This is a genomic window from Shouchella hunanensis (genome assembly GCF_028735875.1).
Lineage (GTDB): Bacteria > Bacillota > Bacilli > Bacillales > Bacillaceae_D > Shouchella > Shouchella hunanensis.
In genome coordinates, this window is sequence record NZ_CP117834.1 from 2,502,038 (window position 1) to 2,517,934 (window position 15,897).

The window sequence follows — 15,897 nt, forward strand, 5'->3', positions numbered from 1 at the left end:
AGCAATCATGGGGTCATATAAAACAGAGGCATATGAAGGGGAGAGACAGCCAGTATAGCGATAAAGGTCTTTTTAAAAATAATCGAACTGCAAAGCATACGTCACGTTCGACTTTAGCAAGAGGCAAGGCTAGACCAGGTAATAAGCCGGGTACAATAGTTTACGAAAAAAAATTCAAGAAAAAATGTAGGCATTAAGAAGGATAACGGAAGACAGACAAAACGAGTAAGAGTTGTTGTGGGAAGCAAAGGTAGAGTAATTACGAGCTTTCCATACTAAAAATAATTTTTGCAGAGCCTTCTTTAAGGTGGGCTCTGAATTCTAGGAGAATAAATATGAAAACGGTATTTAACAAATTACTAAGTATCCATGAACGCCCAATCTTTATGGATTTTACTAGCAGTAATCTAATATCATATATTGTAGAACACGAAGATGAATATGTAATAATCAATCATTTGACGCATTATGAAAAAAAAGAGGTCTCTATTAAAAAAGAAGAGATTAATGGGTATTCAATTCGCTTTTTTCAGATGACTAAGAAAGGTCTTTACGTTTTGGTTTTCGCTAAGCCAGGTAAAGAAAAGATCGTTAGAGTCTATAATTCTAAAGGAGAAGTAAATTCGGCTTTTACTTTAGATGTCAATGATATCACATGTTACTACGTTGATGATAACGATCATTTATGGTTTGGTGTAGGCGATACAGAAATATACTCTGATGAGAATCCAGATGGAAGTGTTATTTACTGTTATAATCTTATCGGTAAACAAATCTATAAGATGGGCAACAAATTTGTTTACCAAATTGACTCCCCATCAATAGATGAGTGCTATGCACTCACAAAACATGGAAATGAATATTTTCTAGCATACTATAGTGGTCTAAACATATTAGCTTACGATTCAAATGAAGTAAAAAAAGCGTGGGTGTTGGAAGGAACAGTTGAGATGAAAGGGACATGTGACGCTTTAGGCATATACGAAGAATGTTTTTGGATAGGAACAGAGAAAAATCATTTATATTGTATTCCGTCCGGTATTAGAGGAGAGGCTCATGAAATCATCCCCGTAGATAACACAGGTAAAAGAATTGGAACTGTGGAGAAAGTTACTTTTTCAGAAAAAGGTATCTACTTGTATTCAAATCATAATATATATCACATTGAGAAATGATGCTAATGATTAAATAGTTATCAATTAGTTAAGCCGCTTACGTGGATGAGGAGATGTTCTTTTCGATAGATTTTCTTCTTTATGCGCACTGTCTCGATGTCGCAAAGGGAAAGGATTTTCTCAATTTCATTTTATTATTTTAGTCGAAAAGCATTATCATATTATCTTTATAAAAGGGGTGCGTTTTTTACGGAAAAGCGAGCGGCATAACACAAAAAGCCTGCATGTGAAATGCAGGCTTTTTGAAGACGATTTAAAGTTTATTTAGAATGCATAATCCTTTACTACAATTGAATTAGAACATTTTTTTGGCATCAGTGACAAAGACGGCAACTGACTCGCAACGTATGAGTACGATGCGTGGGGCAACCTATTAAAAGCTGACGAAAGCGCAGCGGTCAAAGACAACACGTACCGCTATGCCGGCTACCAGTACGATCATGAAACCGGCATGTACTACCTCATGGCCCGCTACTACGAGCCAAAGCACGGCGTGTTCTTATCCCTAGACCCAGATCCAGGCAATGAAGACGACATCATTACGCAAAATGGCTATACGTATGCGAATAATAATTCGGTGATGTTAGTTGATCCGGACGGGCATTGGGTGTGGCTTGCGGTAAACGCAGGATTTGCGGCATACCACGGATACAAAGCGTATAAAGCAGGTAAGGGCTGGAAAGGCGCTGCTTGGGCAGCCGCATCCAACTTCGGACCAGGAAAAATATTCAAAGGTGCGAAAAAGGCGTTAGGTTTGCGAAGAAGGCACATGGAAATAGTAAGAAGTCGATGAAGAAACATCATATGTATCAAATACAAGATCCGGATGGTAGGATTGTCAAAACGGGAATTAGCGGAGGTAGAATTAATAAAAAAGGAATCTCATTTAGGGGAGGAGCACAAGCCAGAAAATATGGCAAGGGCTATGAAGCAGTAACTGTAAGAAAGAATATTAATGGAAGGCAAAGGGCTCTCTTATACGAACAAGCAAATGTTAATAGGTTAAATAAAAAAGGAAATTTATATTGGGCTGCGGGAAAACATAAAAGACCAATGCCTAAATATAAACGATAAAAGGGGAATGACTTATGGACTTTAACCAAGGAGATGTCTATGCTTATGAGTTACCAAATGGTTATTACTCAGTAATGAAAGTATTAGAGTATGATGCAAATAATAAACGTGATGGAGTATTATTTACTTTAACAAGTTATTTTGATCATGCTATTCCTAGCTTAGATGATGAGAGACTTGAATTGCCTTTTAAAGATTATGATCGTTCTGTCGCAGAGACAATTGATGTTAACGATTTAATCTTTGTAGGCAACAGGCCACTCAATCAAAAAGAAGCTGAACGATTATTGAAAACAAGGGGCACTATAGGTGGGGTATCTCTATTTTATTTTTTGATTAAGCCCTATGTAATGTGGTTAGACAATCATGATCACAAAAGTGCGGATCTCTATCTTGATGAATTACGTAAGAAGGAAGAAGCAGAGAGTGAAAAAAAAATAACCCCCCTATCTGGAAAAACATTTTGGGAGATTATCAGTCTGATAGATTTTGACGCAGATGATCCGCTGGAAAAGGCGAGAGATAAGCTTGCCTCCTTGACAGAGAAGCAGATGAAACAGTTTGAAGAAGCGCTTGCGCAGAAACTATACAAGCTTGATACAGAGAAACATGCAAGGTCTATTGGTGAAGCAGCTTACGTGGATGAGGAGACGTTCTTTTCACCAGATTTCTTTCTCTATACGCGCTGTCTCGCTGTTGCAAAAGGCAAAGATTTTTATGAACATGTTGTAAAACATCCAGAGGCAATGCCGAAAGATGATGAATGCGAAGAATTGTTGACACTAGCAGCGGAAGCGTTTGAAGAAAAGACAGATGACAAATGGAATTATGTTCCGTCAAAGGATTACGAGACGTTTTCAAACGAGCGTGGCTGGCGCTAAAATTGTCTCATGAACAAGCGATATGGAGTTACAAAGTCCGCAAAAAGGAGAGAAACAGTGAGAACGTACATAAAAATGTTAATAGGTTTTTATAATGATGAATTAAATAGTTATGCAAATAAAGGGGATTGGTTGTATTGTGCACAAAAGACGGACAGTAAAAAAGGATTAAAACGAATGCCTAAAGGTTATCATTTTTTCGTGTCTTTAAATGAGGAAAGAACGCCATCAGAAATAGGGGTTGTTAAGAGACTCAGTACACCCATAACGGCTAAAGAACTTGCAATACTTGATTATAAAAGTAGAGGGAAAAGTGTTGAGGATATACCTGGAAGTGAGTTATTACAATATGATAAATTTCTCAGAACAATAAATTCATATTTTGAACATACCCCAGTTGCTGTTGATTGGTCTGATCAATTAACAAATGATATGAAGAAAGAGAAATACTTATGGATACACAAAGTGTTATTCAGAGATTGGTCTAAAGAAAAAAAGAAAGAAGTTTTCGAATGGGATTTTTAGTGATCATTTAAAAAGGCTTAACTTACTATCATGCTTGGTTAATAATAAAAACTCTATAAACAGGAAGGTTAATATGGAAAAAGAAGAGAGATATAAGGAACTTATCATGAAACTTTAGAAGAGGTTTATACTGTAGATTTGAAATTTTTCCAAAACGGTTGGCAGGGCGTTTATCTACAAAAAATCCGACTTTTACTTGAGCAAGCCATTCAAGGTGACATCACGCATCTAGAGCTTTCAGATGAATGTGAAAAGATCTTGTTTACCGAAGAACACTTGACGGATAAAGTAAGAGATCTTCTTGAAACGATCACAATGCAGTGGGATCTTTATATCACCAACACGATTGATAGTGATCGCTTAACAGAAGGCATTGATCTTTCTCACTTATCCTTGCCGAGAAATTGGTTGGATGGTTGGTTAGAAGAGGTTAAGCGAGTAGAAGAAACTTTAGAAAATCTTTAGAATTTAAAATTCTAATTGGCTGTATAATGGAAATATATATTGCTACAAATGTACCTATCTATTCTACTTTTAGAAAGCAGGAGCCCTAATGAGCCAACTTTGTCCCATTTGCGAAAAGCCCTTTACGGAAGAAGATCTCTACGATGCAAAGATCCCCTTTTCATTTAAATGTCGTGGTTGCCAATCTCGTGTATACGAAGTAAAAACATCACTATTATTACTTATACCAGCGTTAGGATTTGCTGGACTCCTTATTTTTTTAAGTGAGCAGATTAACGGATGGTTACTGCCTATTCTTCCATTCATTGAAAATTGGCCAATAGGCTTGGTTGTACTTGCCCTCTTCTTTCCTATTTACTATTTTGGCGAAAATACACTTGTTAAATTAACGTATAAGCACGGAAAGTTTTTCAGCCGAAAAAAACGTGTTGCATAATGGTTAACGACAAGCCCGCATGTAAGTGCGGGTTTTTAGTGCCAAAAAAGTAGCTTCTCGGGAGCCAGTCGTTGAATTAGTAGATTTCGATTTTCTTACAGAGTCTAATGCAGGAAAACTATCAATCTCTTTAAGAGATTTTGTTCTTATGGGGGATTGTTTAGACGATTAACAGAATTTAAGAAAGACTGGCTGCATGGAATGAATGAAGATGGCTTGTTAGTAGGCACGAATTGGAATGCTAAACTAATTGGTCTTGAGGTGGAACCTATGATTTTATATAAAGAGTTAAAAATCGAAACCTAAGCGAGGGAAAAAATGGACATTCTCCAATTTAGTAATGAGGAATTATCGATCGCGCTTATACTCGATGATTATTATAAAGAATCTGCTGATGCTGATTTAACGATAAGGTTAAAGACGAGCACATTAAATTTTTATTGCCATAGTGGACCTTATTATGTTCGAGCTTCTAGCTTGCGGAGATTTCATAAAGAGTTAGTGAAACTGACGGGCACAGGTTGGCTAAATCGCAAAACAACGGCATCATTTAGTGATGATTCTGGAGAACTGATGCTGACATTTAGTGAAATTGATGAGAATTATGCTGTCGAAATTGAACTAACGCAACATTTACATGAGCAGCGGTACACGGCAACACATGCGCTTTCACTAGAATGTGTAAACGACTGTAAAGAACAAATTGGTACGTTTTTACAGGTGATGAAATGAGGAAGACGTTCTTGTCACTGGCAGGGCCTAACGTGACGCTTAAAAATTGCAATGTCTTGGATTTATTTGTGCATAAAGCATCTTGTTACTTCCATTGAGACTAATGTAATACTTTATCTGATAGTTGAGCTAAAGCCAAAAGCCTTAGTTGAGACTAAAGCTTTTGTTTAAAAGAAACTTATAAACACACGAATGGCGAGTAATGTCACGAGGCCAATTATGAAAAGCGTAATGATGTTGCTTGATGCGGAGTTTTGAAACCGACCCATACGATCTTTTTTGTTCGTCAACCTATAGAGTACGACTGTGAGGACAGGTAATAGTAAGCCGTTAATCGCTTGGGCGGAAATGATTAGTTCAATAGGAGAGCCTCCAAAAATCCACACAAGTGCAATGGGGATGAGACCTGTAATAATTAAAATGATGCGGTTAACCGGTGCGTCTGGATTTTCTGATTGCTTGAATGCATGACCGAATAACATTGGTTGCACCGTTAAATTAAACAAGCCAGATGAAAAGCCGGCTGTCCATAATCCGATGGCAAAAAAGATGGTTGCAAATGATCCAAGAATAGGTGTTAGCTGCACAGCCATATCTCCAGCACTGTTAATGGTTTGTCCTGATCCATAGAACGCAGCAGCGGAAGACAAGAGAATGGCAATAGAGATGATGGCTAACAGGGTGAAATTGATTTTTAAATCATTGATTGAAATGCTGCGAATTTGTTCTTTTGTGTAAGCGGAGTGGCGGTATTTGTCTTTCATAAAACCTGAGAGTGCTACAAGTGTATTTGGAACAAGAATGGTTGCAATTAGCGCAAGCACGATGAGTAAGTCTCCTTGCGGAATGGAAAACGTGAATCCTTGATTGATTGTTTCACCTGCGTTTGGCAGAGCAGCAAGTGCAGTTAAACAAAAGGTTAAAACAAGCATGATCATAACAATTCGGTTAATATTCTCAAGTACTTTGTAGACGCCAAACCAAGCAATGCCCATTGCCGAAATTGAAAGCAAACTAACCCAGGCAAGCATTGGAACGGATGGGAAAATAAGATTCATGGCCATGGAAGCCCCGATGAAATTGCCTGCTTGAAAGGCGAGGGCACCGAGCCATAAGCCAAAGAAAATAAGTTTGGACCATAAGCTGCTTATGTCATCTCGAATGCCTTCTAGTACGCTTGTCCCTGTTGCGACAGTCCAGTTAATAACAGGTCGTTGAATAAAGTAGCCAACAAGACAAGCGAGGACAAGAATCCAAGCGACTTGAAATCCAAATTGGGCACCAGCAACGGATACGGTTGTCACAGTACCTGGACCGATAATACATGCAGCGACAATAGCGCCTGGCCCCCACGAACGATACCAAGGAATTGTCTGATTCTCTTCTAACGATGCTACAGTCACTTTCTCTCTAACCACATTCGTCAATCCAACCACTCTCCTCTATCTTGTGATTGTATCAACCAAAACATAGAATTTTCTGTATTTTTGTAAGATAATCTACGGTACATTTTGCTTAGAATCCTATGAAAGCTTTAAATGACTGAAAACAATTGGGATAACATTAATAGCGATACGCATCTTTTTTTTATAGAAGTTCTAATCAGCACTTGAAAAAAGCCGCTCAACAAAAAGGTCGAGTGGCTCTTGTATATTACCATTGAAAGATGGCTTTTAACGTTAACAGTGAAACTGAAAACAGGAGGGACGCTATTAAAAAGGTTGGTAGGTGAGCATAATCTTCTTCAGGCAATTCTTTACTAATGACGTTAAAAATCATGGCGCCTGAACTAAAAGCGATTAATGAATCGACAAATAGACCTGTTGAAGGACCGATTGTACCAGCAATAGCACCTATGAGTGTTGTTGTGGCAAGAATGAAGCGGCCGTATTGACGGTGAACGGTTTGATTCCCATGACCAATGTGATAGGAGATACCGATAAAGTGAAGCCCAACAGCAACGCCATAAAAAAGAGCTTCTACAGTTTTAACATCTGACGCAAAAACAATGTAAGAGATCATAAATGTATAAAAGGCGAAGAAAGAGATTTGGACGATATAAGATGTATTCGTGGAACGATGTTGATTGTGTTTTGTCTTGGCGATTTTATAAACACTGTAATACACGAGTAATCCGATTAACCCAAGAAAGTAAAGCTCTGAGTCTAATGCAAGATCTCCACCAAGCTGATCCTGCTCTTCGTGCATGGTCGGCAAGATGTAGACAAAAACATATGCAATCGCAACGCCTCCTGATAACGAAAGGATTTTCTGCTCTTCAAAAGGTGTACGACGAATAATCGGTAGTGCAAATAATTGAATGAGAATAAGCATTACCCCGATAAGGATAGATTCTACTGTCATGTTGTTGCCTCCTCTTGCTTCATGCTTATGTATACCCACTTTTTAATCATCGAAGTTTACAGTTTTGTAAAGAAACCATGTATAGGTTTCAGCGTCTGAAATCGTCGAATTTGGTCTATGCTGTATACGAGTGGTATGAGAGGTGGTTATGGTGTGGGAAATTTGTTACAGACAACTCTAGAATTGACGGTTGGACTATTTGCGCTCCTGATTTTAACAAAAGTGATGGGGAAGACGTCTTTTGCGCAAATAACGCCGTTTGATTTTATTTCTGCATTAATTTTGGGTGAACTCGTCGGGAATGCCATTTATGATAACGAAACGAAATTAGGGACCATTCTGTATTCAGTATTAATTTGGGGTGTGCTGTTGTTTATTATTGAGTGGTCGACGCAGCGGTTTCGGAAGACGAGGAAGTTTTTTGAAGGAAACCCGTCTATCATTATTCAAAACGGACACTTAAACCGAAAGGAAATGAAACGGAATAAACTCGACATGAATCAGCTTCAACATCTATTAAGGCAAAAAGACGCTTTTTCTGTTCGTGAGGTTGCATACGCGGTTTTGGAGACAGATGGACAAATAAGTGTTCTAAAGAAACAAAAATACGACCAGCCAACCTATGAGGATTTTAAACTAAAAGAAGATCCCGTTTATTTACCTGTTACCTTCATCAATGATGGCGTGGTTGACTGGGAAAATATTAAAAAAGCCGGATTAGACGAAAACTGGTTAGATAAGCAGCTTTATGAGCAGCGGATTGATCATTATCGCGATGTGTTTTATTTAGAGTGGAAGTATGATGATGGCATTTACCTTGAAAAGATGTGAAGAGACCTCTTCACATCTTTCTTTATGTACAAGATTTGGGAATCCAACCGTAATAGCCATCTTTTTTGGCTAAGTCATATCCACTGCATTGATCATCAAGTATCGAAACGTGATCACCTTGTTTTACAGTTAAGAACGAAGCACTGACATCAGTTGTACACTGCCACTTTTTATCTTGATAGGTTAAATACTCATTTTTAATCCAATAATTCGCTTTGTTCGCTGCACTGTAGCAGAGCGTAAAATGTTCTTGTTGTTCTCGTTTTTCTACTACATAATTTGGCCAATTGATTGTCCCTTGTTTGGATTCATCTACAAAGGAGTGGACAATTTCTTTTATCTGTTCACACTCATCAACATAGGTTATGTCGAACAACCCATCTTGGAGGGTGAGGGCATTTAATTGCCCAATGGATTTGACCTGCAAGCCACCATCTAAACAAATGATTCGTTTGTCAAAGTCAATGATGGGATTTAAGTGACTTTTTTCACGACTTAAATAGTTTGAAATAGGCCAATGTCCCACAATGACGGTCTTTTCTTCATCATGCCCATGCTCATAAAAGGATGGGAAGGCATAAGCGTTTGTTAAAGATGTTTCTCTCCAATCGTTCTTTATTTCGATACCAGCATGAATAATGATAAAATCCTCGGATTCAAGTGCATGAGGAAGCTGCTGAATCCATTCAAGTTCCGCATGATAATGGTCTAAGCAAAATTGAGCGATCTCTTTAATAGAAGAAAATTGTTTCCATTCACGGTTTTGTTCTCGAAGCATTTCATGAATAAGAGAATGAGGTTGTCGTTCTAAGTAGGGTACTAGTTGTTCGTTTTCGTTTAGAAGGTGAAGGAGGATGGCGTCATTATTTCCTAATGTTGTATAAATACGATGCGTATGACAAAGATCCATTATATAGCGAATCAGGCCAAGACTATCTTGCCCTTTCTCGCAAACATCACCATTCAGAATCAAAGTATCGTTAGCGGAATAATGTAATGTAGCGAGCAGTTTTTTAAATAGCTTTAGATTCCCGTGAATATCTGACATCATGTGGGTTCGTTGATTGTTTAAAGAAATGGTTTGTGTATGTAACATCGAACGCTCTTCCTCCGTTCTATTTGCTTTTATTCTATTGTTGCAATGTAAACAAAAAAAGACAACCTCGAAAGGTCATCTTTTTACAATCTGGAAGAACAAATTAGCAATATCCGCCACCTACATAAGAAGCTCCGATGATGATAAGCAAGATGAATAATACAACTACTAATGCAAATCCGCCACCAGCACCAGCTCCGTAACCACCGCCTGCGTATGACACTTGGCATGCCCCCTTCCTGCGTTTCTCTATATCAAGGTATGCAGGTGTACCCTAAATGGTTTGTAGTTTCTTCAAAGAAATGAAAAAGTAGGGCAATCGCCTAGCGAATAAAAACTGTATCCATGAACGAGTGGCAGTCTCTAGAGAAGTTGCTGATAGTGGGTTTGTAGTAACCCCATATGAATGATATCAATCCACCCTCCATTTCTAAAGACGGCTTCTTTTATTCTTCCTTCCTGAACAAAGCCCACTTTCTTGTAAAGATGAATTGCTTTTTCATTTGTTGAAAAGACGCGCAACGATAATCGATGTAAATTTAATTCGTAAAACGCGTATGTTAATAAGAGAGAAAGTGCTTCTGTGCCATACCCTTTGCCCCATTTGCTTTTTTCACCGATATCAAGAATGCACTCAGCGTTCCGGTTTTTGTAGTCAATTCCAATTAAAGAAATGACGCCAATAGGAGTGTCATGTTCAAGTTCTTCAATTATGTATGATTTTGACTGTGCAGAGGAAAGCATCACGTTTTCGACAAAAGATTGAGTTTCTTCATATGTGTAAACGTCTAAGACAAGGCTAGTGGAAGCCATGACCTCATGGTCGTTTCTCCACTGATGATAAAGTGAGATGTCAGTGTTTTGCATTTTACGCAGTCGTAATCGAGTTGATTGAAACATGATTTTTCCTCCCTTGTTTAATTGGCTTCATTGTATCATGAGAGAAAACGAATCACAGAAAAATTCAGAAATCACGTACAAATAGTTTGATAGAGTGCATTTTTGTTCGGAAATGGAATGGTTTTAAGTGTTTTTTTTGAAAGTGTATGCTAAAATGAAACAAAAACGTAAAGACTCTATGTAACTGGCGCAATGTGGATAACCACGAGGGAGCATAGAGCGTACTTGCCGTGCGCCTGGGCAAAAGGGAATAGCCCTTTTCACGTTCAAATAACGAAAGGATGGTTTGAATGAAAACGCCCTTACTATTAGATGGAGTAGAAGTATCAAATCGCATTAAGGATGATCTTGCAAAAAGAGTGACAGCCCTGAATGAGAAAGGCATCACTCCGTCCCTCGCAACCATTTTAGTAGGCGAAGATCCCTCTTCTGCTACTTATGTGCGAATGAAAGGAAATGCCTGTCGCAAGCTTGGGATGGAATCAAAGAAAATCGAAATGCCAACAGAAACAACTACGGAAGAGCTGTTAGCAACAATTAAGCAGTTAAATGAGGATGATACCGTTCATGGTATTTTATTGCAGCATCCTGTTCCTGAGCAAATTGATGAACGTGCTGCATTTGATGCGATCGCAATTGAAAAAGACGTAGATGGCGTTACCACTCTTGGATTTGCGCAAAATGCTTTCCATTTTGCCCAATACCCTTCATGTACGCCAGCCGCCATTATGGCTATTCTCGATCACTATGACTTACCAATCGAAGGGAAACATGCTGTTGTTGTTGGTAGAAGCCCGATTCTAGGTAAACCAGTATCCATGATGTTGCTCAATCGAAACGCAACGGTAACCATTTGTCATTCTCGCACAAGTGAGTTAGAAGCCCATGTCAAACAAGCGGACATTGTTGTTGCAGCTGTTGGTCGCCCTGAATTTATTAAAGGGGAATGGATCAAGCCGGGTGCCGTCGTACTTGATGCTGGTTACAATAAAGGAAATGTTGGTGATTGTGACTACGATGGTTGTGCAGCCAATGCATCTGCCATTACGCCAGTGCCTGGAGGCGTTGGTCCTGTAACCATTTCAATGTTGTTAAAACATACGGTTGATGCAGCTGAACGAGCACAATTATAAAAAGTGATGAGAGATTAAAGGTGAAAGAGTACCTTTGGTCTCTTTTTTTGATAGGCTAATTAAAGGGAGGTGGGGTTTTGAATGAGGTGTTGTACGAAATAACAAAGAGGTATCAACTTAAGGATCGTCAATTTGTTTGCATAGGTGGCTTTTACAATCATGTGTTTTCTAATGGTTCACATGTTGTAAAAGTGTTTCATGAAAACCAAGCGAATTCGGTGCAAATGGAGCATGAAATCAATGTAATGACATACATGAATCAGCGAGGGATTCCTTCCGCAAGCGTTTTTCATTCAAATCGACAACGAACGTTTGAAGAAATCATGTATTGTGGCGAGCGTTATTTTTGCTTTGTACAGTCAAGAATAGAGGGTGAAACCATTGCCATTACTGATTTGTCGGGGGGGAATATAGCTGAGTGGGGTGCGCAAATAGGGGCAATCCATCACGCAGGAAAAGCATATAGCCACTATTATCCATTGAACCACTGGCATGAGGAATCCATTGTACAAACGGCTAGTATTGTACTTGACGATACACTACAAGCAGTGTGGCTTAATGTGTATAAGAAATTAACATCGTTAACGCAAGACGATTCAAGCTATGGACTGATCCATCATGATCTTCATCATGAAAATAGTCGTTTTCTCGGCAATAAAGCGTCAATCATTGATTTTGAGAGCACCATCCAGCATTGGTATATATATGATCTCGCAATAGCGATTTACCATGCATCACTGCATATTGAAAAAGACAAACGAGCTGATTGGTATGAATGGTTTTCCTCTATCATGCTGGAAGGCTATCAATCAACGTTCTCATTAGAAAAAAAGTGGGTAGATGAACTATCCTTCTTTATTTATTACCGCCAGTGGTACTCCTATCTATATTTCCAAGTACATCTAGAAAAAAATGAACAGGTTACCCAGATGTTAGAAAAGATGAAGTCTTATCTAGCAGCTGAGAAAACCATTATTTAGAAAAGGATGAAGGATTATTTTTTATGTTGTCGTGATGATATGCCTCATTTTCTACTTATTTTATCAAATCAAGCAAATAAGAAAAGAAAATGAAGAACTGAAAAAACAGCAGATGCTCATCATTAAAATGCTTGAATATCAACTTGAAAGGGATTCGCGTTAAAAAAAGACCAGTTGCCTAAGAATAGTGCAAACTGGTCTTTTTCGTATGCGCAAATAAGAAGTCTTGCACATAGTGCCACGTTTCTCTGGCGGCATCGGCATTCCCTTTTTTCGTGCCGCCAAAATCCATTATCATGCCACCTCCAACATGCATATAGGTTGAAGTTGGCATACCTGGTAGCCCATAGGGGAAGGCAAGGAAATGGCCACCTTCCTCATAATACAGGTGTTTGTTGTCCGTTCGTTTGCCATGAAGTTCGTGTTGAACCATTCGAGCATAATCAGCAGACGGCCAACATTCGTCTTTTTCACCTGCAATGGTTAGTAGAGGAGCATTCACTTGCTCAACTGGAATTCGAATAGCGTCTAAATTTGTTGCTTTTGCTTGTGAGAGAGACCAGATTGGTAAGAAAGAAAAAGGCTTACGTGTAAGTATGCTTTTCCCGATGTTAAGAAAATGCTTTGCTGTGTAAGTGAATTTCAAGTAAGGCAGTGGTGCATTCTGTTGTGTCCAGGCTGGAATTGGTGCATAAATCGTGTTACGTAATCCGGATGTTACATAAGCTCCTGGAGCTCCGGCAATAACCGATTGATAGTCGTCGTAAGTGGAAGCAAGCAGTAAGGCGAGTTCGCCACCTCTGGAGTAGCCAATAAGCGAAACGGTGTTATCTGCGGCATCATGGGATTTAAGCCAAAGGGTAGCTTTTTGAAAATATTCTAAGGGAATGTTTTCAAGATCTTTCGATACACCTTCCGCTCCAAAATAAGCAAGAGACAATACAGTATAGCCTTTCGATGCAAGAAGTGCAGCAGCATGTTCATTTACACCACCATCAGATCCGCCTACTACTAATACACCTGGGAAAGCTTGGGCAGTATCAGGGTGGAAGAGGGTGCCAACTAGTTCTGCTTCGTGGACAGGCACGCGTTTAACGGTTTCATCATAAAATTTTCTATGTACATGAGCTGTATCTAATAGCTTTCCAGAAGAGTCTTCAAGTGTAAATGAGTAGGTAAGCGGCTCAGCGTTCCACTTATCAAAATAATCACCGTGCTTTTTCCCAATCCGCTCCATTGACCAGACTAAACCTTCTGCATCAATGCCTTTGTAACTTCCGGACAAGGGAGCTGTTGAAGCAAGGTGGAGATTCCCATCTTGATTCGCTTCATATAATGCGCTAGCCTCAAAGATTGCATCATTGTCATCTTTCGTTTGTACTTTAATGGTTACTTTTTGCTTTGGCATTAAGTCATAAACGGATAGTTGTAATGGTTGATCGATGAGTGCACGAATAGGTGTTACGACAATACGAGGGGTCATTGGTAAAACTCCTTTCAAATGGTCTGTAATCAATCTATACGTTAGGAAAAGTGAAAATGTTCCCAATACCGAAAAAAGCCTAAGTGCTTGGACACTTAGGCCTTCTTAATTAGACTTCTACAGCAACGATTTGGTCACAGCAGATTGTAATGATGCGAACTTTTTTCTTATCACATTTACAGTGGTCGTGAGAGTGACAATCAGCATTTGCTAATTCAACTGTATCACCATCAATACCTACAAAGCTACCAGTAACTTTGTCTCCACCTTTTAAAATGACTTTTACATGCTCACCGCGCGCGATGTTTTTGAAAAATGTTTCGCAACCGCAGTCTCCAGAACCGTAATTATTTGAACCGTAATTTCCACAGCCACAAGAATTGTAGCCGTAATTATTTCCGTAACCCATTTTTAATTTCTCCTTCCGCATAATCCTATTATTTTTTGAAACCATTAAACTTCTACTGCTGCGATGTCGTCACAACAAATCGTAACGATTCTCGCTTTTTTACATTTATCGTCGCAATCAACGTTTGCTAGATTTACCACGTTGCCACGTACATCTACAAATTCACCTTTAATTTTACCGCCGCCTTTAAGAATCACTTTTACGTGTTCTCCACGAGCGATGTGTTTGAATAAAGTAGAGCAGTCACAACCGTTTGAATTCGAATAATCAGAGTAACTTCCTCCGTAACCATAACCCATTAGTGTCGCCTCCCTTCGCTTTGCTATGTTAATACTGTATGTAGAGAATTCTTTCATGCATAGGCAATAGAAAGGGGACAAACGCTCGTTTTTACTAGATTAGGTCAAATGCATAGAAGAGAAGGTCGGAATAAAGTCCAATCAATCTAAGGATAATGCGTGTTTAATAAAGCGTTTTGTGTTTTTCGTAACAGGAACGCCTTGACGATGGATGAAGGAAAATTGTCTTTCGGTCTGCAAGTTTAAATGGTTTAACACTTGAAGGGATCCATTGCGGAGTTCTTCTTGAATAGCCGATTCTGAAATAAAAGCCAAGCCTAGCCCATTTTTAACCCCTTCCTTAATACCTTGAGTGGAGCTGATGGTGATGGAGGAGTGTATGGTGAGTTGAAAGGTTTCGATTAATGTTTCAAATGATTCTCTTGTACCGGATCCCTCTTCTCTTATAACCCAGCTTTGATTTTGAAGATCATTTATTGTTTGATAGTGCTCAACATCGCGGGTTGAACAGATGATGACAAGCTGGTCATGTTTAAAAGGTGTTTGTTCAATGTTTTTTGCCTTAATGGTCCCTTCAACAAGGCCAAAGTCGACGTCAAAGTGCTGCACCTTTTGCATAATTGTATCCGTATTGGCAATTGTAATAGCAAATGTCAGGTTTGGATAAAGCCCTTTTAAAGATGCAATCATTTGTGGCAATAGATATTCACCAATCGTGAAGCTGGCACCAATTTTCAACAGCCCTGAAGCTTCGTGATGGCGAGCGTACAAGCTTTCTTGGATGTTGCGATAAATGTGTTGAATCTTTAAAGCTTCTTTATAAAAGAAATGACCATCTTCGGTAAGATAGATCTGTCTCGTTGTTCTTCTAATAAATTGAGTTTGAAACTGATTTTCAAGATTTTTGATCTGCACACTTACAGTAGGTTGTGAAAGGGAACGTTTCTCCGCTGTTTTTGTAAAATTTTTTTCTTGTACAAGTGTAATAAACGTCTCTATTTCATCAATATTCATTGTACTACCTCATTTTTATTATTTTTTTTAATAAATGTTATTATACTTATTCATTTTACAAATAGCGAGGAGGTTCTTATGATTAAGTGGTTAGGGAGTG

20 protein-coding genes, 1 pseudogene and 1 riboswitch are annotated in these 15,897 nt (G+C 38.8%); of the genes and pseudogenes, 12 read left to right on the plus strand and 9 right to left on the minus strand.

The window, feature by feature from the left end; translation table 11 throughout:
* The first annotated feature begins 335 nt into the window (after nucleotides 1-335).
* The 9 genes and pseudogenes from PQ477_RS12665 (at nucleotide 336) to PQ477_RS12705 (ending at nucleotide 5,288) form a co-directional block, all read left to right on the plus strand.
* Nucleotides 336-1,175, plus strand: coding sequence for a YxiH-YxzG fusion protein (locus tag PQ477_RS12665; RefSeq protein ID WP_274272073.1), 840 nt, complete (start codon nucleotides 336-338; stop codon nucleotides 1,173-1,175).
* A 337-nt stretch (nucleotides 1,176-1,512) separates the two neighbouring features.
* Nucleotides 1,513-1,953 (plus strand): annotated as a pseudogene (locus PQ477_RS12670) (RHS repeat-associated core domain-containing protein); the annotation flags it as partial.
* Nucleotides 1,954-1,964: 11 nt separating this feature from the next.
* Complete coding sequence (locus tag PQ477_RS12675) at nucleotides 1,965-2,249, plus strand: hypothetical protein (RefSeq protein WP_274272074.1); 285 nt, start codon at nucleotides 1,965-1,967, stop codon at nucleotides 2,247-2,249.
* Between the two features lie 14 nt (nucleotides 2,250-2,263).
* Entirely contained in the window at nucleotides 2,264-3,130 is an 867-nt protein-coding gene (locus PQ477_RS12680) for a DUF4240 domain-containing protein (protein WP_274272075.1), read from the plus strand.
* A gap of 57 nt (nucleotides 3,131-3,187) precedes the next feature.
* Nucleotides 3,188-3,655, plus strand: coding sequence for a hypothetical protein (locus tag PQ477_RS12685; protein WP_274272076.1), 468 nt, complete (start codon nucleotides 3,188-3,190; stop codon nucleotides 3,653-3,655).
* A 138-nt stretch (nucleotides 3,656-3,793) separates the two neighbouring features.
* Entirely contained in the window at nucleotides 3,794-4,120 is a 327-nt protein-coding gene (locus PQ477_RS12690; RefSeq protein WP_274272077.1) for a hypothetical protein, read from the plus strand.
* Nucleotides 4,121-4,208: 88 nt separating this feature from the next.
* Nucleotides 4,209-4,556 carry a hypothetical protein gene (locus PQ477_RS12695; protein WP_274272078.1) on the plus strand — a complete coding sequence of 116 codons (348 nt, stop codon included), beginning with the start codon at nucleotides 4,209-4,211 and terminating at the stop codon, nucleotides 4,554-4,556.
* 156 nt (nucleotides 4,557-4,712) lie between these two features.
* Nucleotides 4,713-4,862 (plus strand): DUF2750 domain-containing protein, encoded by a 150-nt coding sequence (locus tag PQ477_RS12700; protein WP_078440224.1) that lies wholly within the window; start codon nucleotides 4,713-4,715, stop codon nucleotides 4,860-4,862.
* 12 nt (nucleotides 4,863-4,874) lie between these two features.
* On the plus strand, nucleotides 4,875-5,288 hold the full coding sequence (locus PQ477_RS12705; RefSeq protein ID WP_035394899.1) for a hypothetical protein: 414 nt from the start codon (nucleotides 4,875-4,877) through the stop codon (nucleotides 5,286-5,288).
* A 167-nt stretch (nucleotides 5,289-5,455) separates the two neighbouring features.
* On the opposite strand, the gene PQ477_RS12710 is transcribed toward PQ477_RS12705, so the two are convergent.
* Both PQ477_RS12710 and PQ477_RS12715 read right to left on the minus strand, forming a co-directional pair.
* Entirely contained in the window at nucleotides 5,456-6,706 is a 1,251-nt protein-coding gene (locus PQ477_RS12710; RefSeq protein WP_274273575.1) for an Nramp family divalent metal transporter, read from the minus strand.
* A 235-nt stretch (nucleotides 6,707-6,941) separates the two neighbouring features.
* A complete protein-coding gene (locus PQ477_RS12715) occupies nucleotides 6,942-7,652 on the minus strand; it encodes a hypothetical protein (protein ID WP_274272080.1) in 711 nt (236 codons plus the stop codon).
* Between the two features lie 153 nt (nucleotides 7,653-7,805).
* On the opposite strand from PQ477_RS12715, the gene PQ477_RS12720 reads away from it, so the two are divergent.
* Nucleotides 7,806-8,483, plus strand: a complete 678-nt coding sequence (locus PQ477_RS12720; RefSeq protein ID WP_274272081.1) for a DUF421 domain-containing protein — start codon at nucleotides 7,806-7,808, stop codon at nucleotides 8,481-8,483.
* A gap of 22 nt (nucleotides 8,484-8,505) precedes the next feature.
* Here the strand turns inward: PQ477_RS12720 and PQ477_RS12725 are convergent, their stop codons facing one another.
* The 3 genes from PQ477_RS12725 to PQ477_RS12735 all read right to left on the minus strand — a co-directional run bounded on the left by PQ477_RS12725 (nucleotide 8,506) and on the right by PQ477_RS12735 (nucleotide 10,479).
* Nucleotides 8,506-9,579: a metallophosphoesterase gene (locus PQ477_RS12725; RefSeq protein ID WP_274272082.1), complete on the minus strand. Its 1,074-nt coding sequence runs from the start codon at nucleotides 9,577-9,579 to the stop codon at nucleotides 8,506-8,508.
* 103 nt (nucleotides 9,580-9,682) lie between these two features.
* On the minus strand, nucleotides 9,683-9,802 hold the full coding sequence (locus PQ477_RS12730; protein ID WP_124741530.1) for a YjcZ family sporulation protein: 120 nt from the start codon (nucleotides 9,800-9,802) through the stop codon (nucleotides 9,683-9,685).
* 140 nt (nucleotides 9,803-9,942) lie between these two features.
* Nucleotides 9,943-10,479: a GNAT family N-acetyltransferase gene (locus PQ477_RS12735; RefSeq protein ID WP_035394891.1), complete on the minus strand. Its 537-nt coding sequence runs from the start codon at nucleotides 10,477-10,479 to the stop codon at nucleotides 9,943-9,945.
* A 170-nt stretch (nucleotides 10,480-10,649) separates the two neighbouring features.
* A riboswitch (ZMP/ZTP riboswitch) is annotated at nucleotides 10,650-10,728 on the plus strand.
* A 41-nt stretch (nucleotides 10,729-10,769) separates the two neighbouring features.
* On the opposite strand from PQ477_RS12735, the gene PQ477_RS12740 reads away from it, so the two are divergent.
* Together PQ477_RS12740 and PQ477_RS12745 are read left to right on the plus strand one after the other, a co-directional pair.
* A complete protein-coding gene (locus PQ477_RS12740; RefSeq protein ID WP_060705598.1) occupies nucleotides 10,770-11,612 on the plus strand; it encodes a bifunctional 5,10-methylenetetrahydrofolate dehydrogenase/5,10-methenyltetrahydrofolate cyclohydrolase in 843 nt (280 codons plus the stop codon).
* An 86-nt stretch (nucleotides 11,613-11,698) separates the two neighbouring features.
* Nucleotides 11,699-12,592 (plus strand): phosphotransferase enzyme family protein, encoded by an 894-nt coding sequence (locus PQ477_RS12745; RefSeq protein ID WP_274273576.1) that lies wholly within the window; start codon nucleotides 11,699-11,701, stop codon nucleotides 12,590-12,592.
* Nucleotides 12,593-12,770: 178 nt separating this feature from the next.
* Here PQ477_RS12745 and PQ477_RS12750 read toward each other — a convergent pair whose 3' ends face one another.
* The 4 genes from PQ477_RS12750 to PQ477_RS12765 all read right to left on the minus strand — a co-directional run bounded on the left by PQ477_RS12750 (nucleotide 12,771) and on the right by PQ477_RS12765 (nucleotide 15,797).
* On the minus strand, nucleotides 12,771-14,075 hold the full coding sequence (locus PQ477_RS12750; protein WP_274272085.1) for an acyl-CoA thioesterase/bile acid-CoA:amino acid N-acyltransferase family protein: 1,305 nt from the start codon (nucleotides 14,073-14,075) through the stop codon (nucleotides 12,771-12,773).
* Between the two features lie 109 nt (nucleotides 14,076-14,184).
* Entirely contained in the window at nucleotides 14,185-14,484 is a 300-nt protein-coding gene (locus PQ477_RS12755) for a hypothetical protein (protein WP_035394886.1), read from the minus strand.
* 44 nt (nucleotides 14,485-14,528) lie between these two features.
* Complete coding sequence (locus tag PQ477_RS12760) at nucleotides 14,529-14,783, minus strand: hypothetical protein (RefSeq protein ID WP_035394884.1); 255 nt, start codon at nucleotides 14,781-14,783, stop codon at nucleotides 14,529-14,531.
* 141 nt (nucleotides 14,784-14,924) lie between these two features.
* Nucleotides 14,925-15,797, minus strand: coding sequence for a LysR substrate-binding domain-containing protein (locus PQ477_RS12765; protein WP_274272088.1), 873 nt, complete (start codon nucleotides 15,795-15,797; stop codon nucleotides 14,925-14,927).
* Between the last annotated feature and the right edge of the window lie 100 nt (nucleotides 15,798-15,897).